This is a genomic window from Ruegeria sp. AH7 (assembly GCF_056541325.1).
Genome location: NZ_JBQFYF010000001.1, coordinates 167,675 through 193,255 on the forward strand (window position 1 = coordinate 167,675; position 25,581 = coordinate 193,255).

The following is a 25,581-nucleotide window of genomic DNA, read 5'->3' on the forward strand; positions in this document are numbered from 1 at the left end:
ATTCTGAAGGATAATTTATTGGCTGCCGGGAAATTGCAAGGTTTCGACAAGGACTAAAGGGCGTATTTCGGGCGGAACCCTGCTGCGTGATAATGACGCGAACTTGATCGCAGTGGCCATTCTTGATCAAAGCCTCTTTGTCTTTGATGTGCTACAACAAGGCGGTCAACGCAAAAGGGTGCCGCATGGCAGAGAAGACAAACCTTGCCCGAAGATGGGTTTTGCTGGGGGGCGGGGCGGCCCTTACCGCTGGCTTTGCAATCCGCCAATACCGTTTGATTCCACAGGATTATTCGGGCGATCAGCTTGATGTCGCGCAAGCGCATCAGAGCGCAGTTTCCGGAGACATCCTGCTGGTGGATATTCGCACCCCGCGCGAATGGATGGCGACCGGCATTGGGCAAGGCGCGCAGCCGCTGGATATGCGGCGGGATGATTTTGTGGCGGCTTTGTTGCAGTTGACCGACGGAGATCAATCTGGCCCGATTGCCCTGATCTGCGCGCGGGGCGTGCGGTCTGCGCGGTTGAGCAATCAACTGACTGAGGCGGGATTTACCAATATTATCGACGTGCCGGAAGGTATGCTGGGATCAGCGGCAGGGCCGGGTTGGGTTCGGTCCGGATTGCCCGTCGAGACGTATTCTGAGGGGACCTGAGCAAGATGAAATACTGGTTATCTGCCTGTTTGGCCGTTGCGGCCCAGTCCGCATATGCTGATTGCGGCCCGGATGAGGGCACATGCAAGACGGCCTTGGGCGAATATCACATCGAACTGCCCAACGCCGAAAACCCGCCTTTGCTGGTATTCTTGCATGGCTATGGCGGCAGCGGGTCCGGCACCATGAACAACCGCAGCATGGTCGAGCCCTTATTGGCCCGTGGATACGCCGTTATGGCCCCCGAGGGTCTGGAAAGACCTGATCGCGGCGGCACCAAAAGCTGGAATTTCTACCCGGGCTTTGGTGAACGGGATGAGACAGCCTTTCTGAGCGAAGTGGTAAACGATGCGGCAGAGCGGTTCGGCATCGACAGCGACCGCGCGGTTCTGGGTGGGTTTTCAGCCGGAGGATTCATGGTGAACTATCTGGCCTGCGATGCGCCTGAGACATTCTCGGCCTATGTGCCGGTTTCCGGCGGGTTCTGGCGACCACATCCAGAAGCCTGCAATGGGCCGGTACGCCTGTTCCATGCGCACGGCTGGATCGACAATGTTGTACCGCTCGAAGGGCGGCTGCTTGGGGGTGGTCGTTTTCATCAGGGTGACATCTTTGCCGGGCTTGAAATCTGGCGTGTTGCCAACGGATGCGTTGACACCAAACCCAGCGGGTTTTCCACGACCGGTCCGTTCATGCGCCGGTATTGGAGCGGCTGCGCTGATGGCAGCGCGCTGGAGTTCGCTCTGTTCCCGGGTGGCCATACAGTGCCAAATGGTTGGGCGGACATGATGGTGGATTGGTACGAAGGTCTGCCCGGCGGATAATCACTCTGCCGGGGTCATGCTTCCCTTACCTTCGATCAGACGTTTCAGCTCATCCCGATGACGACGGGCTGATCGGGTGATATCTGGCTCAGCAAAATCCTCGCGCATCCCGACCATCTGGCGCGCCGCCCCGGCGGATACGCCGCTGAGTGCTGACAGTGGGATTGCAAAGGCCAGGCTGATGGCAATCGGGGCCAGCCAGACTGAAACCAGACCCGCCAGTATACCAAGGCTGAGTGCGATGCCGCTAACGGTTTCCAGCGCATGGCAAAAGATCAGTGTGCGCAGACCATAGCTGCCTCCGTCGCGCGCCTGCGGTGACCAACCTTTTTGCAGGCCCAAGGCGGTGCGGAACACGGCAATCATCTGTTGCACCATCAGGATCGGCGCGTAGAGGATCGACAGGATGACCTCGAACAGGAACGAGGTGAAGAACCGCCGCCAACCGCCGAAATCTGAATAGCGCACACCGCTGAGGGGTAGGGCGGCCACGCCCAGAACCTTGGGGGCCAGTAGCATCGCGTACATCACCAGAATGATCAGCACGTGACGGGTTTCGCTCATCTCGGGCCATTGCGGAAACAGCGGGTTGTCCGGGCTGAAATAGTGCAGAACCGACGCCTCTTCACCCTGACCGATCAACGCCCACATCAGCAGCAAGGCAAACCATAGCGGCGACATCAGATAACCAACCGCACCATGGAACATGTGAAACCGCGAGACCGAGCGGAACCCACGCGAGCCCAGCAGTTTCAGGTGTTGCAGGTTCCCCTGGCACCAGCGACGATCCCGCATGGCGTGATCGATGAGGGTGGGTGGTGTTTCTTCGTATGATCCACGGATACGCGGCAGGAAACGCACGCCCCATCCGGCACGGCGCAGCAGACCAGCCTCGACGAAGTCGTGGCTCATGATCAGCTTATCTTGCCCGTTGAACGACCGCAGCTTTGGCAGGCCTGCACAGGTGGCGAAAGCCTTGGTTCGGATGATGGCGTTGTGGCCCCAGTAATTGCCTTCTTGTCCGCACCAGCGGGCCAGACCTTCGGCAAATGCAATGCCGTAGACGCCATTGGCGAATTGCTGCATTCGGGCAAAGACCGACTGCGCGCCGATCAGTTGCGGGTAGCTTTGGATCAGCCCTGCACCGGGGTCGCGGGCCAGCGAATCCGTCAGGCGGGCGATGGCGCGTCCGGTCATCAGGCTGTCTGCATCCAGCACCAACATCGCATCCCAATCGCCGCCCCATTGGCTGACCCAATCGGCGATGTTGCCCACTTTGCGATCCGTATTCTGTTCGCGGCGGCGATAGTAGAGTTTCAGATCGGGGGCTAACGTGGTGCGCAATGCCTCGATACTGGCTTGTTCCTGTGCCGCGATTTCGGGGTCGCGGGTATCTGACAGAATGAACATGGCGTATTCGTGCCGTCCGCCGCGTGCGCGCAGCTGTTCCAGCATGGTGCGGGCATTGCCCAGAACAAACCAAGGAACCTCATTGTAGATCGGCATCAATAGGGCGACGCGCAGCGGCTGTACGCGGCCCAGAGCGACGGGTCGTTCTTGCCGCGATAGCGAGATCATTCCTAGCAGGACAGTGCAAACCGTGAACGAGATCCAGAAGAAGTTGAACGAGATCAACGCCAGCAGAATGCCTTCGACCAGGTTGATCCCCTCGGCCCCGAACCAATCGGTCATTACCCATAGCAGGCCAAGTGTTGCCACCATGGCCGGGGAAAAGGCCAGCGCGCGCCAGAACCCGGCTGAGCGATGTTTGCCTGATGGCACCTCGGCATCACGGAACCCGGCGCTGAAGTCCTGAGCGGGCATCGCCTGTGGCGCCTCGGGTGGCATGATATGCAAATCGCGGTTCATGCGGTCCAACGATACAGCCACACTTCGGAGGCCGGGCGTTTGTTTACTAGCAGCTGCGCGCGCAGTTCGACATGGTCACGCTCATCAGGTTGGAAGGAAAACGCCAGGCGCACACCGCCGGTATCGGGGTTGCGTTGCAACACACCATCTGAGGTTTCCGCATGAGGCGAATTGGCAAAGATGGTAACTGCGTCCAGATCATCGAACAGCTCACTGGGTTCGAAGTCGATCACGGCCAGACGGCCCTCACCAAAGGTATTTTCACCCATGGCCGTGTTGATCACGCGCGGCATCGGCGTAAGCTGAGGTTCCTCGCCCCAGATCAAGCGGTAGGTCAGATCAACCTGGTTGCCAGCAGAATAAGGTTCTGCCGGACGCCAATAGGCAACGATGTTGTCGTAGATCTCCTGATCGGCTGGGATCTCAACCAGCGTCACCGTTCCCTTGCCCCAATCAGAGCCGGGCTCGACCCATAAGCTGGGGCGCTTGTGATAATTCGCCTCAAGATCTGCATAGTCCGAGAATTCGCGTTTACGCTGCATCAGGCCAAAGCCCTGAGGGTTCGTATCCACGAAGGACGAGATTTGCAGGCGGGTTGGGTTGGCCAATGGTCGCCAGATCACCTCTCCCGCGCCGTTGCGGATCAGCAGCCCGTCGCTGTCATGGACGGCAGGGCGGAAATCATCAAAGCGGCTATGATTTGTTTGGTCGAACAGGAACATCGAGGTTCCGGGCGCGATGCCAACGTGATCCAGTTCGGTACGTGGGAACAAGGTGGCATCGACATCCATGATGCAATCGGTCCCTGCAGTCACATTAAACCGATAAGCCCCCGTTACGCTGGGGCTGTCCATCAGGGCGTGAACCACCATATTGCGTTGGCCGGGTTCCGGTCGTTCCAGCCAGAAGCGGATGAATTCGGGGAATTCCTCGCCATCCGGATCGCCGGTTTTCAGCGCCAGGCCACGTGCTGACAGGCCGTAAACCTCGTGCAGACCGATGGCACGGAAATAGCTGGCCCCTTGCCAGACGCAGAACTCATCGGTTTCGCCGGGGCGGTGCATTTCAGTGCGCAGGCGCAGGCCAGAGAAACCCAGGGTTTCGTCGATCGGTAGGGCCGGAACATCTTTGGACTTGTCGAACATGTCCAGGTCGAAGGTGACCGGTCTGGTCATGCCTTTCTCAACTGTTGACACTTTGACCGTGCGCGGGAAATACAGGCCGGGCGTGAAGAAATCGACGTTGAACGGCGTCTCGGTTTCATACCACAGCGCGCGATCCAGCCGGAACCGGATCGAGCGGTATTGCTGGTACGTCAGGTCCTGCCATTCCTGCGGCACCATCTCGCGCTCAGCAAAAGGGCGGCTGGCCAGCTCGCGGGCCAGCTCGATCACATGGCTGCGGTCAAACGCCACATCCCCGCCCGAGGCAAAGGTGGCCGGCGCCAGAAACAGCGCTGAAGTAGAAGCCAGAAATGCGCGGCGGGTCAGGGTCATCTCTTTGATTTCCAAGGCTGTGATTTGAACCAGGCCGCCAGATAGGCCACCGCGATGATCATGGCAAAGCCAATCGTGTTGGCGGCGAAGACGGTGGCAAAATCCCGCCCAGCCTGATCCAAGGCAACGCCGATCAGGCGCGCAGCGGCCATCGAAAAGACGAAGACCGCCAGGGATTGCTGACCCACTTTGGTGATCAGTTTCAACACCACTTGCCAGATGCGCGCACCAAGACTGTGGCCCGAAGCGATCAGGCGATGGCCTTGCTCACCAGCGATGACCCAGCCCAGATAGGCCAGTGACAGGAAGTGGATATAGCGGAACAGGCCAAACTCGGTCTTGCCGCGCAGTTCTTTGGTCAAGGGCCAGATCTCGCGGATTTGCTCGGCCACACCGGGGGCTGCGGACTGCACCCACAGGAATACCTTCCAGGACCCGATGGGCGCGGACAGAACAAGGAATGCAATCGCCGCCCAGATCAGCGGTTTCGAAACCGGCGGGGCCGGAATCCAGCCGCGCATGAAGGCGAAGCCGGTGAAGAACAACAGTTGCCAGCCAAACGGGTTGAAAAACCATTGACGATCCGACCATGGTTCGGCCGGAAGGGCCAGCGCGCCGGTTTGAGCAATAAACCAGATCGCCACGGAAACGGCGACCATCAGCCAGAAACTGACCCGATATAGTGCCATGTAAAGCGGCATCATGGCCAGAACCACCAGATACATCGGCAGGATGTCAAAGTAGTTCGGCACATAGGTCAGCGTGAAAATCCCCACCATCTGAGAGGCTGGGTCTTTGAAGAAGTGCTGAAGGTTCAGGGATGAGATGTAAGTCTTTTCAAATGCACCGGTCTGGTCCAGCGCGGCCATAGTCATCGCGACAAAGAAAAACAGACAGATATGGGCCCAATAGACTTGCCAGATGCGGAACGCCACCCGCGCCGTGCCCATCCACCAGCCTTTGCGCACAAACGCACCACCAAAAGCGATGGCCGAGGCCATGCCGGAACAGAACACAAAGATCTCGGTCGCGTCAGAAAATCCGAACCGGGCCGGAATCCAACTGGTCCATGGGTTGCCGGGAATATGGGCCACCAGAATAATGAACATCGCGATGCCGCGATAGAAATCCAGACGCGGGTCGCGCATGGTGGCAGGGGCAGCCGCATGGGCCGCCACGGGCGCAAAATCAGAAGCGGGCGATACTGTCGCCATACGTTTTCTGTCCTTCTTGGTCTTTTGGTTATTCAGCCGGGACGCTTTGCGCGTCGCCGCTGTCGCGGGCCGCTTCGATCAATGCGCGGCGCGCTAGTGCGTAATTGTCCTCGCCCCCGGCGCGTTTTGCCCGGCGATCATCCAGAATGCGCTCGACTGCATCCAGACGACCTGCGCGCAGGCCGGAATCAATTGTGATGCGCTCGAATACATCACGCTGGGCGTGGCTGCCACCGGCCAATTGCATCCCGGCCCGAGCGGTTGACAGGAAGTCAAAGGCCGCGCCGTAAAGCCCGTCGCCAAACGCCTCAAGCCCCTTGGCGGCCGCGATGCCCGGATCAGACATGCGGATCGGGGTGTCGCCTTGATTGCGCTGCGCATCCTGCTGGATACGCTGCAGCATTTTCCCGGTGGCATCGCCGCGATTGTCACCGGTTAAGGCCAGCAGATAGTGCAGGTCGGCAAAGATCAGACAGCCATCCTCGGTCCGTGCAGCGCTGAGATCGGCCAGTTCCTCCCAACGGTTGCCGACATCGATGCCCTCAAGCTCCAACCGGGACAGCAGCGATGTGGCGTTTGAGATATCGCGGTAGTCGTCGGTCTTATCCTTGCGGATATGCTGATCGTATAGGGCCATCACCTGATCGACCTGACCCAGATCCAAATGCATCAATGCCTTGTGCCACCAGACGTGATAGCGGAAGTTGTTGCAATGGGCCCAAGCGTCCTCACGTCCGGCCAACCAATCAAGGCCCAGTTGGGCATTGCCCGTCATTTCGTGCACATGGGCCACCGCATGCAGGCCCCAGGCATCGTCCGACACCATCCACAGCGCCTGACGCCCGGCAATCTCAGCCTTCTGGTAAGCACCGGTTTCTTCTAGCGCGAACGAATGGCACCCCAACAGGTAGCCGCGCCCGGCATGATCGGGCTCATAGGCAGGCAAGATGCGTTCGATCGACCGACGCATCCCTTCGGCATCCCCAAGAACAAACCGGGTGGCATGGCTGAGTTTCATCGCCAGCGTATCGGTTGGATGGGTGCGCAGAATCTCTTCGAACTTCTGAATCGCTTGCGAAGGCAGGTCGGACAGATAGAGTGACAGTGCCTCAACATACAGCCGTTCGCGGGCTGATACAGGGTGGCGCTCCATCGCAGTGGAGGCCGCGGTCAGCGCTTCGGCTGCAACAGGCAGCATTTCGCGCCGCCCCAGCAGAACCATGAACAAGCCCTTGATCGCATGGCCCAGAGCAAAATCCGGTTCCAGCTCAAGCACCTTGCCCAAATGCTGAGGGGTGATTGCCGCATGCGCCATGAACCCAAGCAGAACACCATCCCACGCTTCGGCACTGGCCGAGTGGGTCAAAGTGTTCATCTGTCCAAAAACGTCTTGTTTCATACTTGGGTCCAATCCGACTGAGATATTCGACACTGTTTGATTTATCAGAGTGTGCGGGCGGGTCGTAACAGTATCGACCCTGCTCTCGAATTGGTGAAAACCCGTGTGTGCGAAAATTGAAAAAAACCGCCGGTTCAAGGGCATGTTTCAGCAACTTGCCGCCGAAATGGGCAAGTGTTTCAGTCTTCAAAGGGGTTTTCAGCGCCTAAAATGTCATCAGTGTCTGCACCGAACACCGGCGGGGCGTGCCGGTATGTTACAGGCGTGCGGGACAGTTTCAGCGGATTCCCGATCAGATTCACCTCACCCGGTTCGGCTTGCATGGTGATCTGCATCTCGCGCGCATCCACCTGATCGGTGTCGAACACCTGATCCAATGTCTGTACCGGGCCAACAGGGACTTTGCGAAGTTCGAGTTCGGCGATCACGGTTTGCGTACTGTTTGACTGAAGCGCAGGCCGCAGGATCGCATTCAGTGCTTCGCGGTACTCCAGCCGGGCTGGGTTTGTGGCGAAACGCGGGTCGTCGGCCAGGTCGGGATGACCGATGAAATCGCAAAAACGGCGAAACTGGCCGTCATTGCCAACAGCCAAAATCACGTGGCCATCGGCGGTCTGATAGACCTCATATGGCACGATATTGGGATGTCCATTGCCACGTCGCTGAGGAACATCGCCCGAGGTCAGATAGTTGACGCCTTCGTTGATCAGCCAGGCCACTTGCGAATCCACCAGTGCCAGATCGATCTGCTGCCCTTCGCCCGTCATGTCGCGATGGCGCAGGGCGGCCAGAATGCCGACAGCGGCGTACATCCCACACATCACGTCAGAGATACCGACACCCACTTTCATCGGCGCGCCGTCGGGGTCGCCGGTCAGTGACATGACGCCACCATAGCCTTGCGCCATCAGGTCATATCCGGGCTTGCTGGAATTGGGTCCGGTTTGCCCATAGCCGGAAATCGAACAATAGACGAGGCCCGGCAGATCCTGCGATAAGCCGTTGTAGTCCAAGCCGTATTTCGCCAGGCCGCCGGGCTTGAAATTCTCGATCAGGATATCGGCATGGGCGGCCAGGCGTTTGATCTCGGCCTGCCCTTCGGGCGTCGCGATATCGATGGCGACGGATTTCTTGTTTCGATTGGCCGACATGTAATAGGCGCTCAGGTCCGAGCGGTTGCCCTCGGCATCCGTCACATATGGAGGTCCCCATTGCCGCGTGTCATCCCCGCCCGAGGCCGGGTTTTCCACTTTGATGACGCTTGCGCCCAGATCGCCCAGCAATTGTGTGCAAGTCGGCCCGGCCAGAATACGAGACAGGTCCAGTACTTTGACGCCCTTCAGCGGCCCGTCAGATGCGGCCATCATATCCTCCACGCTCGATCTCGGCGGCGATCACGGTGAAACGGTCGGCTTTGACCGCCTCTTCCAGCGCCGTCCGCAGTTCTGCGCGGTTGCGAACAGTATGTCCATAGCCTCCGAAAGCGCGCCCCATGGCCGCAAAGTCGTGGCGGTCGAAATCAACGCCCCGATTGCCCATCTGGCGCTGGCGTTGTTTTAGTTCAATCAGCGCAAGGCTGGCATCAACAAAGACAAGAAAGATGGGATTGCCGCCCATCTCGGCGGCGGTCGACAGCTCTCCGGCTATCATCAGGAAACCGGCATCGCCCGAGAAACTGATCACTGGACGGTCGGGTTCGGCCAGTTTCAGGCCGATGGCCATGGGCAGGGCACACCCCATCGTGCAAAGCGCCGAAGACTGGATCAGCCCGCGCGGCTCATGACAGTCCCACATCTGGCTCAGAAGGATGCGATGCGCACCACTGTCTGCCGTTGCAAGAGCGTTCTGTGGCAGGGTCGTGCGTGTCTCGGCGATCACGGCGGCAGGGCCCCAATTGTCGTCTTGCGGGAAGGCTTGCGCCAGTGCAGCCTTGACCTGAGCGGGTTCTCCACCGGGCCATGTCGCGCGCGCCGGGGTGCCTTTGGCCATAGCTTCAAGCGTTTCGCCGGTGTGAGCGACAAGATTCAACCCGGCCTGATGCATGTAGTGATCATTGACCACGGCCGAGATATCGATGACGCGCTTTTGCTCCGGGTCCCAGATTTCACGCCAACCGGGGCGCATCTCGATCGGGTCATAGCCCAGGCACAGAACCAGATCGGATTGTTCGATCAGCGGGATCAGGTGCTTGTCGGCTAAGGGAGATAAACCCGCACCACCCAGACAAAGGGGGTGATCCTCGGGGATGACACCCTTGGCCTTATAGGTTGTCACAAAAGGAATATTGAAGTGTTCCAGAAACGCCTGCACTACGCTGCACGAGTCATCATAGAGAACATCCAGACCAATAATCGCCACGGGACGTTCGGCCTCGGACACCCAGCGACGCGCTTTGGCGAGGCAATCGCCTTCTGGAGCAACGGCTGCGACCTTGGCTAGGCGCCGACGCTTGGTCGAGGACACGCGGGTATCCGCGACCGAGATTGGTACGTCGATATGAACCGGGCCGGGCCGGGGCTGGTTGGCCAGCGATACGGCCTTGTCGGCGATGATATCCGCGCCTTCTGCGGTCATCACAAAAGTGGCCTTGGTGATCGAGCGATAAACCTGGCTGTGATCCATCACCTGATGGGTATAGGTCAGCGCTTCATCGGGATCCACGCAGCCGGTCAGAACAATCATCGGAACTCGATCCTGAAACGCGTTGGCGACCACATTGATCCCGTTCATCGCACCTGGGCCAATGGTAGCGACCAGAATCGCTGGCGCGCCGTCGCGGTGATGCACGGCCTCGGCCATGAATCCGGCCGCGTTTTCATGTTTGGCCAGGTGAAAGGTGATCCCTGCCTGCTCCAGCGCGTCGACCAGTGTCAGCACCTCACCGCCGGGCATGCCAAAAGCATGGCGGCATCCGGCCTCATATAAGCGTTGGGCCAGCAAATCAGCCGCGCGGGGGGACATGTCCTGCATCAATGAGCTCCGAGATTTTCTTTGCCAAGCAGATGTCTGACCTTCGCACCAGAGGCAAGCCGGATCACGCCAGTGTGACTATTCGCGCGCCGATTCCGCAATGGATTGAAACTTCGCGTCCAATTCTACGGCGATGTCTGACAAGGCTGCGCCACCTTGGTTGGCATACGGGGCGAAGACAAAGCTGGGCGTCTTGTAGGACAGGGTTGCAGTTCCGTCTTCATTCTCGGTGACATAGAACCGGATTGGGGCTTCGATCATCGCCTGGGTTGAAGTTTCCAGAACCCGCACAGCATAGTCATTGTTGAATACGCCGATCACCCGATTGCCGGGGATGGTGATGCCACGTGCCGCTGCTGCCTTGGTCGGACCGGCCTGTGTGACAACGATTAGCCCGTTTTCTTTGACCGCCGCCTTGGTGTCCGCGACCAAGGCCTCATAGGTCTTGTCGGTCTCATACACGGCCCAGCCCGGCAACGCTTCGTCGGCCAAAGCGGGCAGGGCAAAAAGGCACATTGCTGCGTACAGGGCTTTCATATCTGAGATCTCCGTCAGGTATTCACATCTTGATGCCAGACTTTGACGGGATTTGCACTCACATCACTGTGTGGACTTTTGCAGCAGATAGATATCCATGATCCAGCCGTGATCGGCACGGGCCTTGGCGCGGGTGTCCAATATCTGTTGGGCAACGTCGAGCAGTGGCCCATGGATCAGGATTTCGTCTTTCATCCCGACATAAGCGCCCCACCAGATGCCATAACTCGCCATATCGAGGCTTTGGAATGAGCATTCCCCATCCAGCATCACCGCAACTTTCGAGGCATCCGCAGGCCACCCTTCGTCTCGCAAGCGCCGCCCGGTTGTGACCACATAAGGTGCACCAATATCGTTGATCGGGATCGCATGTGCTGCTGTCAGGGCTTGTAGCGCGGTGATCCCCGGAATGACGCGTTTGCAGGGTTGTGGATCCAGCCGGGCCGCGATGCGCAGAGAACTGTCATAGAGCGACGGATCGCCCCAGATCAACAACGCCACTTTAGTTGCATCCGGGTACTCGGCAATGGCTGCCTGCCAGCGTAGGGCGATGGCGTCATGCCAGTCGTCGACACCTCGCAGATATCCCTCATCCGAGCGGCGCTTGGGGATATCGAAATAGGTGATCTGAGGCGGCGTCTCGCAGGCCTTTGCGATGATCTCCTCCCGCACCCCGGCCAGATCAGCTTTGCTTTCGCCTTTGCGCGGGATCAGGATCAGATCGGCCTCTCGGATCGCTTGCACACCCTGCAGGGTAACATGATCGGGATTGCCGGTGCCGATACCGATTAGGGTCAGCTCATACATCTTCGAATTCCGCGAGTGGGCCATAGAGGATCAGCGCCGGGGCTGTTCCGATCTCAGCTTTCAGCTTGTCCGCCAATGCGCCGATGGTTGAACGATGAAGGACCTGATCCGGGGTCGAAACGGATTCCGCCAGCAAGGCAGGCGTCTCCAACGGCAGGCCATGGGCATGCAGCGCATCGACCAACAAGGGAAAGGTGCGCTTGCCCATGAATACAACCGTTGTCGCCAGCCCATCGGCCAGGGCAGGCAGGTTCAGGTCTTCGGGCAATTGCCCGCTTACATCATGGCCGGTCACAAACTGCACTCGGCGCGCGGTCAGGCGACGTGTCAAAGGAATGCCAGCTGAGGCAGCCGCCGCGACGGCAGAGGGGATGCCCGGTATGATCTCGTAGTCGATCCCAGCCTCGCGCAACGCGACCAGTTCCTCTTCCAACCGTCCAAACAACCCGCCATCCCCGGATTTCAGTCTCACAATGCGTTGCCCTGTCTGGGCGTACTCTACGAGCAAGCGACTGACATGGTTCTGCTTCGGCGATGGGCGGCCAGCACGTTTGCCAACCCCAACCAAATCCGCATCCTCGCGCGCATGACTCAGAATCGGGCCGCTGCTTAAGTCATCGAACAGCACCGCATCGGCTTTTTGCAACCGATCCACGGCTTTGAGCGTCAGAAGTTCCGGATCACCTGGGCCAGAGCCGATGAACGAGACAAAACCCGTCATGCCGAAGCCTCAGCGATTAGGTGGAAGAATGTGCCGGTGACATTGCCGCGCATCGATCCGGTTTGAGGGCCTTCCGTGCCTTCGGCATCAAACACGCGCGCCAGCGGCGCGTCGGGTTGGTCGACAATCGATGAGTAATGGAACTCATGCCCACGCAGGGCGGCACCTGCTGCAAGCCCGGGCATCGGGGCCAGCAGCTCAGCCCTGCGATAACCCAGGTTGAATTTGCGTTTCTCGTAGGAAGTGACCAGCCCCAGCAACCCGGCCATTTGGTGCCGTGTGCCGTCTTTGTCGATTAGCCCTTCACCCAAAGCCATGTAGCCGCCGCATTCGCCATGCACCGGTTTGGTTTCGGCATGGCGGCGCAGCCCGTTTAGGAAGGTATTTGCAGCTGCCAGTTTGCCGGCATGTAGTTCCGGGTATCCCCCCGGCAACCAAACCAGATCGGCATCCGTCACCGGTGCTTCATCCGCCAAGGGTGAGAACGGTAGCACTTCGGCTCCGGCTGTGCGCCAGCCTTCCAGCAAATGGGGGTAGGTAAAGGAAAACGCGGCATCCTGCGCCAGTGCAATCCGTTGGGCCGGGGGCCGCGGCAGCGCGGCTGACGATGGCCCAACCGGGCCTGAGGAGGCCGCCCGCTTGATCGCCTCAAGGTCCACGTGTTCCCGCAGGAACGCCGCATAACCCACGATGGCGCTTTCCAGATCGGGATGCTCTACAGCTTGGATCAGGCCCAAATGGCGCTCGGGCAGGGTCAGGTCACCGCGCCGCGGCAGCACACCCAGTACGGGCAGACCCGCACGCTCCATGCCCAAGCGGGTCAGGCGCTCGTGCCGGGGACTGGCACAGCGGTTCAGGATCACGCCTGCAAAGGGCAGATCGGGATTGTACATCTTGAACCCCAGGGCAGTGGCAGCGGCCGATTGCGCCTGACCGCCGACATCCAGCACCAGAACCACCGGCCAGCCCATACGCTGCGCCGTTTCCGCGCTGGAGCCGTGCCCCAGCTCGCCGGGTTTGGCCACGCCATCGAACAGACCCATCGAGCCTTCAGTGACCACAATATCCGCCCCGTCTGCCTGAGCAGAGATCGCGTTCAGCAGCGGATCATCCATCGCCCAACTGTCCAGGTTGAACGAGGCCCGCCCCGCCGCTGCGCGGTGAAAAGCCGGGTCGATATAGTCGGGGCCGCTTTTGAACGGCTGCACGGTCAACCCATCCTCGGCCAGTGCCCGCAACAGCCCCAGCATAACGGTGGTTTTGCCTGTGCCCGAAGATGGCGCGGAAATCAGTATACCCGGAGGATTAGTCATCGCCATGTTCCCAGCTGGACCATGGGCTATCTGCGCTTTGCGGACGATACCGACGGTCATAGGTCTTTGAATAGAGGCAGCTTTCGTCAAACCCTTCACCTGCCAGCGCGGGTCCGACCATGATCAGAGCTGTGCGCGAAATGCTTTCGTCCAGCGCATCCTTGAGGGTTTCCAAAGTGGCGCGGATGATCCGCTCATCGGGCCAACTGGCGCGATAAACAACGGCTACGGGGCAATCGGCCCCATAGGCTGGTGTCAAATCCGCGATGACCTTATCCAGATTGCCGATCGACAGGTGAATGGCCAGCGTGGCTCCGGTACGCGCGAAGTTTTCCAGCGTCTCGCCCTCGGGCATAGAAGAGGCCCGCCCGGGCGTCCGGGTCAGAACCACAGATTGCGCCAGACCGGGCAGGGTCAATTCGGTACCCAGAGCCGCAGCTGCTGCCGCAAAGGACGGCACGCCGGGGGTGACGCTGACCGGAATGCCCATCTCTTTCAATCGACGGATCTGTTCTCCCATTGCCGACCAGACCGACAGATCGCCTGAATGCAGCCGGGCCACGTCTTGCCCTGCCTTATGCGCCGCTTCGATTTCGGCCATGATCTGGTCCAGATCCATCGGCGCGGTATTCACGATCTTCGCGCCTTCGGGGCAATGGCTTAGGATCTCCTCCGGCACCAGCGAGCCAGCATAAAGGCACACTGGGCAGGACGCGATGATATCGCGCCCGCGCAGGGTCAGCAGGTCGGCGGCACCCGGTCCGGCACCAATGAAATGAACGGTCATGTCTGTCCTCCGATGGCAATGGCACACGTGGCCAGCCGGTCGTCTGAGATGTGTCTGGGTGTAAGCAGCCGCGCGCCGAACCCGGCGGCAGCCAAAGCGGATGCTTCGGCCACGCTGCCGGTGCCATAGGTGGCACGGCTGCGGGGCGAGCATGTCAGGGTGCGCCGTCCGGCCAGGTCAGCGGGTACAACAAGGTGCAAGGGCAGGTCGACGATTGCCGCAAAGGCGTCCAACGCGGCGTGGCCGTCCTTGTCCGCGACCGTCGCCAGCGCATCCACCGCATGGCCCGAGGACGCCTGATTATAGGCCGCCTTCAGGCTGTCGACCGTGGCGGCGTTAGAAAACCCAAGACCGGCGACGATCATAGGGTCACGCTCCACTGCACCACCGGGTAAGCGGATTTCCATCCACGCCGGGGACCCAGAGGGCCCGCCTGCGCCAATTCAATCCGCAGCAAGTCACCGCCCAGCGTTTCTTGCCACTGCGCCAGCAGCGCCTCGCTCTCGAGCGTTACTGCATTCGCGACCAGCCGCGTGCCCTTTGGCAGACTGTCGCGCAACCAGACCAGCAAGGCCTCGGACAAGCCGCCGCCGATGAATACGACATCTGGATCAGCCAAGCCTGACAAAGCCTCAGGCGCGGTGCCGTGAATAACTTCCAATCGATCCTGCCCCAGCGTGTCCGCGTTGCGCCTAATGCGGTCTGCGCGCTCGGCCAGTGGCTCAATCGAGGTGGCGGTCAAGGTCGGGTCGCACATCAGCCATTCAATACTGATGGAACCAGTGCCACCGCCGATATCCCACAGATGCTCGCCTCGCTGAGGTGCCAATGCGGATAAGGTCAACGCGCGGATGGGGCGTTTGGTGATCTGACCGTCGGTTTCAAAGATGTCGTCCGGCTTGCCAGAAGCTTTGGGGAATGACATGCCGGGGCCGGTGACCTCGAGCCCAACGCAAACGGGGTGATCGAACGTGCCCAGCAGTGCTTCGGTCAGCGAAACCGTCTGCGTATTTTCGCGCGGTCCGCCTAGGGCTTGCATCACGTGCAGTGCGCTGTCGGCAAAACCGGTCTCTGTCAGATAGGTCGCCAGTTCGGCCACCGCCTTGCCGTCGCGCAGCAGAAGGATCGCGCGCAGCCCTGCCGCCAGATGTGGGCGCAACCGGGTCAGGGGCGCGGCGTGAAGTCCAAAGGTCAATGTGGCTTCCAACGGCCAACCCAATCGGGCAGCCGCCAGCGAAAAGGTGGATTGACCGGGCAGGGCAATCCATTCGCCTCCATCAAAGGTCCGGGCAATGACCGAACCGGCCCCGAACCAGAACGGATCACCTGATGCCAGCACGACGGTGGGTCGCCCGCGCAGGTCGTATAAAATCGGTATTCCATCGGCAAATGGCACGGGCCATTCGATCTGTTCGGCCTGAGTTTCTGGAACCAGCGACAGATGCCGTGGCGGGCCCATGACGATTTCGGCCCGGTCCAGGGCTTGACGACTTGCGGGTGGCAGGCCATCCAGTCCATCTTCGCCCAGTCCCAGAATGGTCAGCCACGGAGCTTCATGCATGCCCAAACTCCTGCTTCTTGGCGGCACGACCGAGGCCAACGCCCTTGCTCGCAGCCTTGCCGAACGGGGGACGAACGCAGTCTACTCTTACGCCGGGCGCGTGGACAATCCTCGCCCGCAACCATTGCCGGTTCGCGTGGGTGGGTTCGGAGGAGTCGATGGGCTGGCCGTATACATCCGCGACAACGCGATTACGCATGTTGTGGACGCAACGCACCCGTTCGCAGCAAAGATGAGTGCCAATGCTATCGCCGCGTGTAACGCTGCGGATGTTCCGCTTACCGCTTTGACCCGATCTGCTTGGAGCCCGCAGCAGGGCGATAGCTGGCAACATGTGCCGGATATCCCGGCAGCTGTTGCGGCGCTTGACGGTCCCGCTCGGCGCGTGTTTCTGGCTGTGGGTCGAATGCATTTGCAGGATTTCGCGGCTCAGCCTCAGCATCATTATTTGTTGCGACTGGTTGATGAACCGGAAACTGTACCTCTGCCCAACGCTGATATAGTTGTCTCGCGTGGGCCCTTCACGGTTGAGGACGATGTTGCGCTGATGAAAAACCACGGCACCGAACTGGTTGTTTCGAAGAACGCAGGCGGCACGGGCGCGCGCGCCAAGCTGGATGCCGCGCGGACGCTGAATGTGCCCGTCCTGATGATCGACCGCCCCAGCCTGCCGTCCCGGCAAGAGCTTTCTTCGGTCGATCAGGTTTTGGACTGGCTTGATCATTCCTGACCCTCGGCCAAAGTGAACCTTGGTGTGTAGACAATTGGCGCGCCTTCGCGTTCGATCACGCGGGTTAGGGAGGAGCCGACGATCACAACGGTCTGCATATCGGCCATTTCGGGCGTTGCTTCTGCCAATGTCGAAATCCGGATCGCCTCATCCGCGCGCGACACGGCGCGGGCGAACAGGATCAGGCGTTCAGGTTCACATTCCTCACGCAGTATTTCCAGCGTCTTTACAAATCCTTCGGGCCGGGACTTTGAGCGCGGGTTGTAGAACGCCATCGCGAAATCGCCCTGTGCGGCCAGACGCAGCCGCTTTTCGATCAGCGACCAGGGTTTAAGGTTGTCGCTCAGGTTGATGGCGCAGAAATCATGGCCCAGTGGCGCACCCGCGCGGGCCGAGGCGGCCAGCATGGCCGTAATGCCCGGCAACACCTCGACAGGGATATCGCGCCAATCAACGGGCCCGTTTTCCATCGCCTCAAACACGGCGGCGGCCATGGCAAACACGCCGGGGTCTCCGGACGAGACCACAACAACCCGTTTCCCCTCAGATGCCATCTGCAACGCATGCTGGGACCGGTCAATTTCAACGCGGTTATCGCTGGCATGCAGAGTCAGCCCCGTGCGATCTGCCACGCGTGCGACATAGGGGATATAGCCAACCACATCCGTAGCCTGGGCCAAGGCAGCTGTGACTTCAGGTGTCACCAGCGCTTCATCTCCGGGGCCGAGCCCGGCAATCTTGACCCAACCCGTCATGGTCGCCGTCCCTGACCGTGAACGATAATGATTGAGAAATAGGGCGTGATCTCTTCGCAATCATCCGATAATTTGCAGACCCGCTGATTGGGCATCTGGGCGTATTCCACGATCCAGGCGCGGTCATACAGACCTGCGGTTTTCAAGGCGCGTTTGACCTTTTCGATATTGCGCCCGATTTTCATAACGACCAAAGCGTCGGTGTCCGCCATGCGACGAGCCAGATCATCTTCGGGCAATGTTCCCATCAGAATAGTCAGGACGTCGTCACCCCAAGTGATCGGGTCGCCCGTTGCGGTCCAGGCCCCGGACATGCCTGTGATCGCGGGTACGATTTCAACTTGAGCTTCATCTCGCAAGCGGTTGTAAAGATGCATGAATGAGCCATAGAAAAACGGATCACCCTCGCACAGTACCACGACATCTTCTCCTGCGTTTGACAGGTTTCTCAGATGCGCTGCGCAATCTTCATAAAACGCAGCGAGCAAGGCATTGTAGCGCGGATCAGACAGTGGAATTTCCGTGGTGACGGGGTATTCCATCGGGAACTCCGTCGCACTGCCGGGTATCATGCCATCCACAATCTTGCGCGCCTGACCGTTGCGGCCCGGCTTGCGAAAGAACGCCACATGGCGCGCATTGCGCAGCAAACGGTCGGCCCGAACGCTCATCAGATCCGGGTCGCCGGGGCCAAGGCCAACGCCGTATATGGTGCCGGCGTTCATTCGGCGCGACTCGCGATGGCGTTTACAGCGGCAACGGTGATCGCACTGCCGCCCAGACGGCCTTTAACGATGCAGGACGGCACCGGCTGTGCCTCCCACAGCGCGTCTTTGGATTCGACCGCGCCGACAAACCCCACCGGGCAGCCGATGATGGCTGCAGGGCGCGGGCAGTCGGAGTCTTCCAGCATGTTCAGTAGATGAAACAGCGCGGTGGGTGCGTTGCCGATGGCGACTACAGCGCCCTCAAGACGCGGGCGCCACAGCTCCAGCGCGGCGGCTGAACGCGTATTGCTCATCTCTGCAGCCAGAGGGCGCACGCGCTCGTCATGCAGGGTGCAGATCACCTCATTCTCGGCGGGCAGGCGGAACCGGGTTACGCCCTCGCTAACCATACGCGCGTCACACAGGATCGGCGCGCCACCTTCCAGCGCGGTCCGCGCGGAGGATACAAAACCGGGTGAGAAATAGACGAACTCTTCCAGCCCGACCATGCCAGCGGCGTGGATCATCCGAACGGCGACCTGCTCTTCATCGGCGTTGAACCGGGCCAGATCGGCTTCGGACCGGATGGTGGCAAAGCTTTCCTTGTAGATCGCCGCGCCGTCGGTTTCGTAAGTGTAGGGCATCAAGTGAAGTCCATCGTCATCAGTGTTTCGGGGTCCAGCCCGCGGAGGATTGGCTCATCCCCCGCACGGCCCTGTTTGACAAGATCAAATCGTCCGTTCTGGCCGACTAAAACCACATCCGCGGGGCCCATCCGAGCGCAGCCTTTGGAACACCCAGAGACATGCAGATGGCCGGGAACGCGCGCGGCCAAGGCACGGGCGATTTCGCGGGTTTCCACCTGCGCCTGCGGGCAGAGCGGCGCCCCGGGGCAGGCGTCGGTGGTCATCAGCGGGTCGGAGCCATTTGTGACGAAGGCCGGTGCGGGTATCGCCGCCCCGCCTTCCAGCAGGATCAGTCGCCAAGGGGTGACACGTAGGGCAGAGGCGCCGCTGTCGCGGATCAGCGCGTGTAGCTCGTTGGCGGGCAATTGCCCAAAGGCCGCGCCATAGAGGCTGCCCAGATCGCAAGCACCTGGTTGCAACGATGCGCCGATGGGTCCGGGGTCGCGGCCCTGCCACTCCTTAGGCAGACCAAAAGCCGCTACGGCCCGCGCCATGCGGCGGGTGTCTGGCGTGAAGACCTCGGCAAACCAAGAGGCCAGAGCAATCAGGTGATCAATGGCCTCGGCCTCAGAGACTGCACGTCCTGTCTTTGCCCCATCTGCGCGCAGGATCAGCCCGTCGGCGGAACGCTCCAACCGGATATCGGCCGAGTCCGCCGCCAGCAGGCGCTCTGGTCCCGTGTCGATGGCAAAGCCGAACTTGGCCGGTAGAGCAGGCAATTCGCTCAGGCGGTCGATCAATTCCTGTGTCAGCCGCGCGGTCAGGTCGCCCCGCTGGTAAAGCGGTGAGACCAAAATGTTGCGCCGGACTTCGATACCCGGCTCCGCGTCCAACAGCCCAAGCGCGGACAGCTCGGACAGCAATGCCTGGTGATCACTTTCCTGCACGCCGCGCAACTGTAGGTTGGCACGGTTGGTCAGGTCGATTGTGCCGTTGCCGAACCTTTGGGCCAGTTCACACAGGCCAAGGGCTTGCGGCGCGATCAGCCGCGCCAGCCGAGGGCGCACGCGCACCACCAGCCCATCCCCTGACATCATCGGTCGGTGGGCGCCGGGGCACCAACCTTGGACGATTGGTTTTGGGGTGGGCGCGCTCATCCCAGCCCCTCCAGATCCGCCCGGATCGAGTTGCGCCGGGTATTCCACAACCCGGCATCCAAAAGCGCGCGGAACCGGTCCTGCATCGCCTGATGGGCTTGCGGATTGGCCTGCTGCAGGAAGGCATCCACGTCTTCATCGCCCAGTGTCGCATCGTGGTAGAGGTCGAACAGATGCGGCGCAACGGTGCCCGACAGATGCGCAAACGAGGCCATGTGATCCAAAGTCGCCGCGATCTCGGCCGCGCCCCGGAAGCCGTGGCGCTGCATCCCGGCGATCCAGTCCGGATTGGCTGCGCGGGCGTGGACGACGCGGCTGATCTCTTCCGGCAAGGTGCGGGCGCGTGGGTTTTCGGGATTGGTATTGTCCAGATGATAAAGCTGCGCGGTCCCACCCGTGGCCTTCTTGGCGGCAGCAAAACCGGCCTCATGTGTCGCGTAGTCATTCGCCAGCAGCAGGTCTGTCTCGGTCAGGTCCTGCAGGTGAACAAAACTGTCGGCATGCGCCACGCGTTGGGTGATGCCCGCCTTGTCCTGAAAGATATTCTCGCCCTCCAGTGCGAAGGAGCTGGCCTCAAGCCATGCCTCACCCGCCTGCGCGCGGGCCTCGTCGGTATAGACCTCGGAAAGTTGGGTCATGTTGACGCCATAGTTGCCGGGGGCGGGGCCGAAGACGCGAGCCGACGGGGCTTGACCGGCATAGGGGTTCCAGTCGGTCGCCTCATCCCGCGCCGCCAACGCGCGGATCGCCTGACCGTAAAGCGCCGAGAGGGTCGGGAAGACGTCCCGGAACAGGCCCGACACACGCAGCGTCACGTCCAGACGTGGGCGGCTGAGGTCAGTGATCGGCAGCACTTCTATCCCCGAAACCCGTTCCGAGCCTTTATCCCAGACCGGTTTCACGCCCAGCAGGTGCAATGCCATGGCAAATTCCTCGCCCGCGGTGCGCATGGTGGCTGAGCCCCACAGATCGACGATCAGCCCCTTGGGATAGTCGCCTTCTTCCTGAAGGTGGCGGCGGACCAGTTCCTCGGCCAGTTTGACGCCTTGGGTGTAGGCCGCCCGCGTCGGCACCGAGCGGGGGTCGGTGGTATAGAGGTTCCGCCCGGTTGGCAGCACGTCCGAGCGTCCGCGATAGGGGGAACCGGACGGCCCGGCCTCGATCCGCTTCCCGGCCAACGCGTCGATCAGAGCGTTGCGTTCTGCATGGGCCGAGGGTGCGGGGTCGAATGTGCCGGAAACCTCAGGCGCGCGGCCATAGATATGCAGCCCGTCGCCGAACTGGCTTTCTTTGATATCGCAGACAAAGCGGTCGATGCGGGTGATCGCCTCGGCGGTGCAGGTGGCCTGATCAAGGCCCAGATCGCTCTCCAACCCGATGGCCTGCGCCTCATCCCGGATATCTTCCTGCAGGCGATCGCGGCGTTTGGGGTCGAGGCCATCCGCATTCGAGAACTCATCCAACAGCGATTCCAGCCGAACCATGCGATCCGGGGTGCCACTTTCCTTCATCGGAGGCGGGATATGACCCAGCGTCACAGCCCCGATCCGGCGCTTGGCCTGCGCGGCCTCGCCCGGGTCGTTGACAATGAAGGGATAGATCACCGGCAGGTCACGGATCAGCGCCTCGGGCCAGCAATTCGCCGACAGCGCAACGGATTTGCCCGGAAGCCATTCCAGCGTGCCATGCGCGCCGATATGGATCAAAGCGTCTGCGCCCAATCCCTTGCGTAGCCACAGATAGAAGGCGACGTAGCTGTGACGCGGGGTGCGAGACAGATCGTGATAGTCGTCATCGCGCAGCTCGGGCGTACCGCGTTCGGGTTGCAGTGTAACCATCACGTTGCCTCGGCGCAGGGCGGTGAAGTGGAACGCGCCCTCGGTAAAAACCGGGTCGTCTTCTGGCTTGCCCCAAACAGTTTGGAGATCGACGCGCAGTTGCTCGGGCAGGTTAGCCAGGGCTGCCTGGTAATCTTCCAAAGACCATGAGATGCGCGCGTCCAGCAGGGTTTCAGCAATCGGCTCAGCCGGTGCGGTGCTGTAGCCCTCGGTTTGAAGATCGGCCAGGATCGCCTCGGCCGAGGCCAGCGCGTCGAGGCCCACCGCGTGCGCCATTTGCCAGTCCTTGCCGGGGTAGGTCGATAGCACCAGCGCGGGTACCTGATCTGCCTTGGGCTTATCATGCAGGGTCAGCCAGCCGGTTACACGGTCGATGATCGCTTCGATCCGTTCTTGCTCAGCCCGGTGGGCAAAGCGGGAATATTCCAGATGCGGGTCACGTTTGCCCGGTTCCTTGAACGAGGCAATGCCCGCCGAAATACGCCCGTCGACTTCGGGCAGCACCACATGCATGGCCAGGTCGGCGGGGGAGAGGCCCCGTTCCGCCTCGGCCCAAGCTTTGCGGCGCGATGTGGCGAGGGCCATCTGAAACACAGGCACACCCGCCGCGTCGAGCGGAGATGTGCCCGATGCGCCTTTGCCCGAGAACGAGGTCGCGTTGATGATCGCCGAAGGTTTCAACGCGGCGATGTTATCACGCAGCCATTCTGCGGCAGCAGGAGCCTTGAGCGAAGGGGCGAAGAGGCCGACGGCCTCGAACCCACGATCCCGCAAGCTGCGGATCACGGCGGCGACAGGGGCCGTGTCCGCCGAGGTCAGATAGGCGCGATAGAACGTGACGATGATACGTTTTGCGTTGCCCGAAAAGGCCGCCTCAACCGGGATCACGCCGCGATCAGGACACCACGCGCCGGATTCGGGCAGGGTTTTAGCCCCCATAACAGGGCCGGCATAAAGCCCCGCCGCCAATGCCATCTGCGCCAAGGCAGCCTGTGCCGCGACCTCTCCGCCGGTGTCGCAGAGATGCGCCAGACGGCGCAGGGTCGAGACGGGCAGGGTGGAATATTCATCCAGCCGCGTGTCCTCTCGCCCGTCGGCGGGTAGGACAGCCAGCGCGATGCCCTTGGCCTGCGCCAGTGACAGAACCTGCTGCAACCCGTAGGCCCAGTAAGGCACGCCGCCAATGAGACGGATCAGAATGCCCTTGGCGCCCTCCAACGTCTGTTCTACATAGGTGTCGACGGACAGAGGATGTTTCAACGCCGTCAGGTTCGCCAACCGCATCGTGGGCATACGCCCATCCGGCCCGCCACCGCGATGCCAGCCCGCCGCGAAAGCGCCAAGGTCGCTGTCCGAGAAGGACAGCACCACCAAATCCGCCGGGCTCTGGCCCAGATCGGTTGGGGTTTCCATTTCTTCTAACCCGTGGCTTTCGCGGAAGACGACGTGCATGGGCCTTACTCGGCGGCCTCGGTTACACCCGTGAGGATTTCGCGGATTTCTGCTTCTTTGATGTCGTCATGCTCGGCGATCACCACCATGCGCGAGCGGCGTTCCTCGCCGGGCCCCCACGGGCGGTCGTACTGGTGACGCACACGAGCACCCACGGCTTGCACCAGCAGGCGCATCGGCTTGCCTTGAACGGCGGCATAGCCTTTGACACGCAAAATGTTCAGCTCGGTGGCCAGGCGCTCGATCTTGGCGACCAAATCGGCGGGATCGGACTGTTCCGGCAACTCGACGATGGTGCTTTCGAAATCGTCATGCTCGTGATCGTGGTGACCGTCGTGATGCGACGGACGAGCATCCATGTCGTCCTCGGCTGCGGCCTCAAGACCCAGAACGACGCGCACATCCACGGCACCTTCGGCAACCTCAACGACGGGTAGCGGGCGAGGGGCCTCGGCGGCGATGATCTCTTTCGCTTTGGCCACGCCTTCGGGACCGGCCAGATCAGGCTTGGTCAGCAGGATGATATCGGCGCAGGAAATCTGATCCTCAAACACCTCGGATAGGGGCGTTTCATGATCGATCGAGTCATCGGCGAGGCGCTGAGCATCCACCGCTGCCACATTCGGCGCAAAGCGACCGGCTGCGACGGCCTCGGCATCGGCCAGCGCGATCACACCATCAACGGTGATTTTCGAACGGATATCGGGCCAGTCGAACGCCTTCAGCAGCGGCTTAGGCAAGGCGAGGCCCGAGGTTTCGATCAGAATATGCTCAGGGCGCGGCTCCAGTGCCATCAGGGCTTCGATAGTCGGGATGAAATCATCGGCCACGGTGCAGCAGATACAGCCGTTCGCGAGCTCCATGATGTTTTCCGCCGGGCAATCGGGGATTGCGCAGGATTTCAGGATGTCACCATCGACGCCGACATCGCCGAATTCATTGACCACCACGGCCAGACGCTTTCCCTGCGGGTTTTGCATCAGGTGCTTGACCAGTGTGGTTTTGCCCGAGCCCAGAAAGCCGGTGATCACAGTGACGGGTAGTTTTTCTAAGTTGCTCATTTCAGGGCTCCAATCGGGGGAATACGGGCCGCACAGTTTTTGCGGAAATGTTCAGGACGTTCGCGCCATTTGACCAAACCATCGTCAGTGGCCAAATACTTGGTCACACCTTCGATGATCGTTTCGACATGGTCGGTTTCGTTGAGGTTTTCGTAGACAAAAGTCCAACGCGTGGGTCCGCCACGCAACACGATGGAACATCCTTGATCACAATTGGACAGGCACTCCACGGGTTTCAGATGGATCCCATCTGGCACGCCCGCCTGTTCCAGCGCCTTATGCAGCAAAGCGCCGGGGCGCTGGGCGTCATCTTCGATTGCCAGGCCACGGCGGCATGTCGTGCAGACCAGCAGTTCAACTGGTGCGGCTTTACTCATCTCTCTCATCCCCCTTAGTCAAATCTGGGGGACGGGGTTTCATGTGGGCCGATCCAAGCCCCACACCGGAACACCCCGTCCGGTTTCATCTTCGGGCGCTGGCAGGTCTCCCGGCTTGCGGATGTCAGGGTGTATACCCTGTCGGATGTCCTGCCTTCCCAGCCTTTGGCCAGTGGCTTTGGGCACCCTCTCCGGTCACGGTCGCGGGGGCGGCTGCGTTTGGCGGTAAACCCGTTGACGCATTCCCTTTTCATCCTCTTACGAGGACACCAACGGATCGGACATGCGGCACTGATACGGTGCTTGTCAAGCGTGTCGCCGACAACCGCTACGTCGGGTACAGGAAAACGACCTGTGGCAGTCGCTGAGCGGCATGGCTGGGCTTAGCCTGCGGCTTTCGAAAGGTTTAACAGTGACCACGTCACTGAACCAAATGTTTGACGGATGACTAGACTGCTCTTCATAACTGAAGGCACAGGCCAATGGTGGGGGCGTTTTACTCTGAGATCTGGAAGCTTTGTGAGAGTGGTGGGCGACCCTGGAATCGAACCAGGCGTGCGTCTCCGCGAGGGAGTTACAGTCCCCTGCCACACCTTGCGGCCTGTCGCCCACTGTCAGGCGTTGCACCTGACGTGGAGGCGTGATTACTAGCGCACCAAAGGAGCGTCAACAGGAAAATACGGCATTGACGCAGGAAAGCGAATTCATGGCCCGGAGGCCCTCA

The 25,581-nt window shown here is 60.7% G+C and carries 23 protein-coding genes, 1 tRNA gene and 1 riboswitch; of the genes, 3 read left to right on the top strand and 21 right to left on the bottom strand.

The window, feature by feature from the left end:
* The first annotated feature begins 185 nt into the window (after window positions 1-185).
* Complete coding sequence (locus ACR0JX_RS00865; protein WP_480540577.1) at window positions 186-656, top strand: rhodanese-like domain-containing protein; 471 nt, start codon at window positions 186-188, stop codon at window positions 654-656.
* Window positions 657-661: 5 nt separating this feature from the next.
* On the top strand, window positions 662-1,480 hold the full coding sequence (locus ACR0JX_RS00870) for a CE1 family esterase (protein WP_480540579.1): 819 nt from the start codon (window positions 662-664) through the stop codon (window positions 1,478-1,480).
* On the opposite strand, the gene mdoH is transcribed toward ACR0JX_RS00870, so the two are convergent.
* The 13 genes from mdoH to cbiE all read right to left on the bottom strand — a co-directional run bounded on the left by mdoH (window position 1,481) and on the right by cbiE (window position 16,154).
* Window positions 1,481-3,349 (bottom strand): glucans biosynthesis glucosyltransferase MdoH, encoded by a 1,869-nt coding sequence (gene mdoH / locus ACR0JX_RS00875; protein ID WP_480540581.1) that lies wholly within the window; start codon window positions 3,347-3,349, stop codon window positions 1,481-1,483.
* Window positions 3,346-4,845, bottom strand: a complete 1,500-nt coding sequence (locus ACR0JX_RS00880) for an OpgD/OpgG family glucan biosynthesis protein (RefSeq protein WP_480540583.1) — start codon at window positions 4,843-4,845, stop codon at window positions 3,346-3,348. Before ACR0JX_RS00880 ends, mdoH begins: the two co-directional genes overlap by 4 nt.
* Window positions 4,842-6,059, bottom strand: a complete 1,218-nt coding sequence (locus ACR0JX_RS00885) for an OpgC family protein (RefSeq protein ID WP_480540585.1) — start codon at window positions 6,057-6,059, stop codon at window positions 4,842-4,844. Before ACR0JX_RS00885 ends, ACR0JX_RS00880 begins: the two co-directional genes overlap by 4 nt.
* Before the next feature lie 28 nt (window positions 6,060-6,087).
* A complete protein-coding gene (locus ACR0JX_RS00890; RefSeq protein ID WP_480540587.1) occupies window positions 6,088-7,458 on the bottom strand; it encodes a tetratricopeptide repeat protein in 1,371 nt (456 codons plus the stop codon).
* A gap of 179 nt (window positions 7,459-7,637) precedes the next feature.
* A complete protein-coding gene (locus tag ACR0JX_RS00895) occupies window positions 7,638-8,822 on the bottom strand; it encodes a CaiB/BaiF CoA transferase family protein (protein ID WP_480540589.1) in 1,185 nt (394 codons plus the stop codon).
* On the bottom strand, window positions 8,809-10,428 hold the full coding sequence (locus ACR0JX_RS00900) for a thiamine pyrophosphate-binding protein (RefSeq protein WP_480540591.1): 1,620 nt from the start codon (window positions 10,426-10,428) through the stop codon (window positions 8,809-8,811). The genes ACR0JX_RS00895 and ACR0JX_RS00900 overlap by 14 nt, the downstream gene beginning before the upstream one ends.
* A gap of 78 nt (window positions 10,429-10,506) precedes the next feature.
* On the bottom strand, window positions 10,507-10,965 hold the full coding sequence (locus ACR0JX_RS00905) for a DUF302 domain-containing protein (RefSeq protein ID WP_480540593.1): 459 nt from the start codon (window positions 10,963-10,965) through the stop codon (window positions 10,507-10,509).
* Between the two features lie 63 nt (window positions 10,966-11,028).
* On the bottom strand, window positions 11,029-11,772 hold the full coding sequence (gene cobF / locus ACR0JX_RS00910) for a precorrin-6A synthase (deacetylating) (RefSeq protein ID WP_480540595.1): 744 nt from the start codon (window positions 11,770-11,772) through the stop codon (window positions 11,029-11,031).
* Window positions 11,765-12,493 (bottom strand): uroporphyrinogen-III C-methyltransferase, encoded by a 729-nt coding sequence (cobA, locus tag ACR0JX_RS00915; protein ID WP_170532057.1) that lies wholly within the window; start codon window positions 12,491-12,493, stop codon window positions 11,765-11,767. The genes cobF and cobA overlap by 8 nt, the downstream gene beginning before the upstream one ends.
* Complete coding sequence (locus ACR0JX_RS00920; protein ID WP_480540597.1) at window positions 12,490-13,812, bottom strand: cobyrinic acid a,c-diamide synthase CobB; 1,323 nt, start codon at window positions 13,810-13,812, stop codon at window positions 12,490-12,492. Before ACR0JX_RS00920 ends, cobA begins: the two co-directional genes overlap by 4 nt.
* Window positions 13,799-14,593: a precorrin-4 C(11)-methyltransferase gene (gene cobM, locus ACR0JX_RS00925; RefSeq protein WP_480540599.1), complete on the bottom strand. Its 795-nt coding sequence runs from the start codon at window positions 14,591-14,593 to the stop codon at window positions 13,799-13,801. The genes ACR0JX_RS00920 and cobM overlap by 14 nt, the downstream gene beginning before the upstream one ends.
* A complete protein-coding gene (locus tag ACR0JX_RS00930) occupies window positions 14,590-14,958 on the bottom strand; it encodes a cobalamin biosynthesis protein (RefSeq protein WP_480540601.1) in 369 nt (122 codons plus the stop codon). Before ACR0JX_RS00930 ends, cobM begins: the two co-directional genes overlap by 4 nt.
* Window positions 14,955-16,154, bottom strand: coding sequence for a precorrin-6y C5,15-methyltransferase (decarboxylating) subunit CbiE (gene cbiE / locus ACR0JX_RS00935; RefSeq protein ID WP_480540603.1), 1,200 nt, complete (start codon window positions 16,152-16,154; stop codon window positions 14,955-14,957). The genes ACR0JX_RS00930 and cbiE overlap by 4 nt, the downstream gene beginning before the upstream one ends.
* Between cbiE and ACR0JX_RS00940 the strand changes: the two genes are divergently transcribed.
* Window positions 16,153-16,884 carry a cobalt-precorrin-6A reductase gene (locus ACR0JX_RS00940; RefSeq protein WP_480540605.1) on the top strand — a complete coding sequence of 244 codons (732 nt, stop codon included), beginning with the start codon at window positions 16,153-16,155 and terminating at the stop codon, window positions 16,882-16,884. The two genes, cbiE and ACR0JX_RS00940, sit on opposite strands and share 2 nt — an antisense overlap.
* Here the strand turns inward: ACR0JX_RS00940 and cobJ are convergent.
* From cobJ to ACR0JX_RS00980, 8 genes are all read right to left on the bottom strand, one after another.
* Window positions 16,875-17,639, bottom strand: a complete 765-nt coding sequence (gene cobJ / locus ACR0JX_RS00945) for a precorrin-3B C(17)-methyltransferase (protein ID WP_480540607.1) — start codon at window positions 17,637-17,639, stop codon at window positions 16,875-16,877. The genes ACR0JX_RS00940 and cobJ overlap by 10 nt on opposite strands.
* A complete protein-coding gene (locus ACR0JX_RS00950; protein WP_480540609.1) occupies window positions 17,636-18,364 on the bottom strand; it encodes a precorrin-2 C(20)-methyltransferase in 729 nt (242 codons plus the stop codon). The genes cobJ and ACR0JX_RS00950 overlap by 4 nt, the downstream gene beginning before the upstream one ends.
* Window positions 18,361-18,990 carry a precorrin-8X methylmutase gene (locus tag ACR0JX_RS00955; protein WP_480540611.1) on the bottom strand — a complete coding sequence of 210 codons (630 nt, stop codon included), beginning with the start codon at window positions 18,988-18,990 and terminating at the stop codon, window positions 18,361-18,363. Before ACR0JX_RS00955 ends, ACR0JX_RS00950 begins: the two co-directional genes overlap by 4 nt.
* On the bottom strand, window positions 18,990-20,129 hold the full coding sequence (locus ACR0JX_RS00960; protein ID WP_480540613.1) for a cobalamin biosynthesis protein CobG: 1,140 nt from the start codon (window positions 20,127-20,129) through the stop codon (window positions 18,990-18,992). The genes ACR0JX_RS00955 and ACR0JX_RS00960 overlap by 1 nt, the downstream gene beginning before the upstream one ends.
* Entirely contained in the window at window positions 20,126-23,419 is a 3,294-nt protein-coding gene (cobN, locus tag ACR0JX_RS00965) for a cobaltochelatase subunit CobN (protein ID WP_480540615.1), read from the bottom strand. The genes ACR0JX_RS00960 and cobN overlap by 4 nt, the downstream gene beginning before the upstream one ends.
* Window positions 23,420-23,424: 5 nt before the next feature.
* On the bottom strand, window positions 23,425-24,480 hold the full coding sequence (gene cobW / locus ACR0JX_RS00970) for a cobalamin biosynthesis protein CobW (RefSeq protein ID WP_480540617.1): 1,056 nt from the start codon (window positions 24,478-24,480) through the stop codon (window positions 23,425-23,427).
* Entirely contained in the window at window positions 24,477-24,857 is a 381-nt protein-coding gene (locus ACR0JX_RS00975) for a DUF1636 family protein (RefSeq protein WP_480540619.1), read from the bottom strand. Before ACR0JX_RS00975 ends, cobW begins: the two co-directional genes overlap by 4 nt.
* A gap of 83 nt (window positions 24,858-24,940) precedes the next feature.
* Window positions 24,941-25,146, bottom strand: a riboswitch (cobalamin riboswitch).
* A 237-nt stretch (window positions 25,147-25,383) separates the two neighbouring features.
* Window positions 25,384-25,467: transfer RNA gene (locus ACR0JX_RS00980), tRNA-Tyr, on the bottom strand.
* Window positions 25,468-25,581 lie beyond the last annotated feature (114 nt).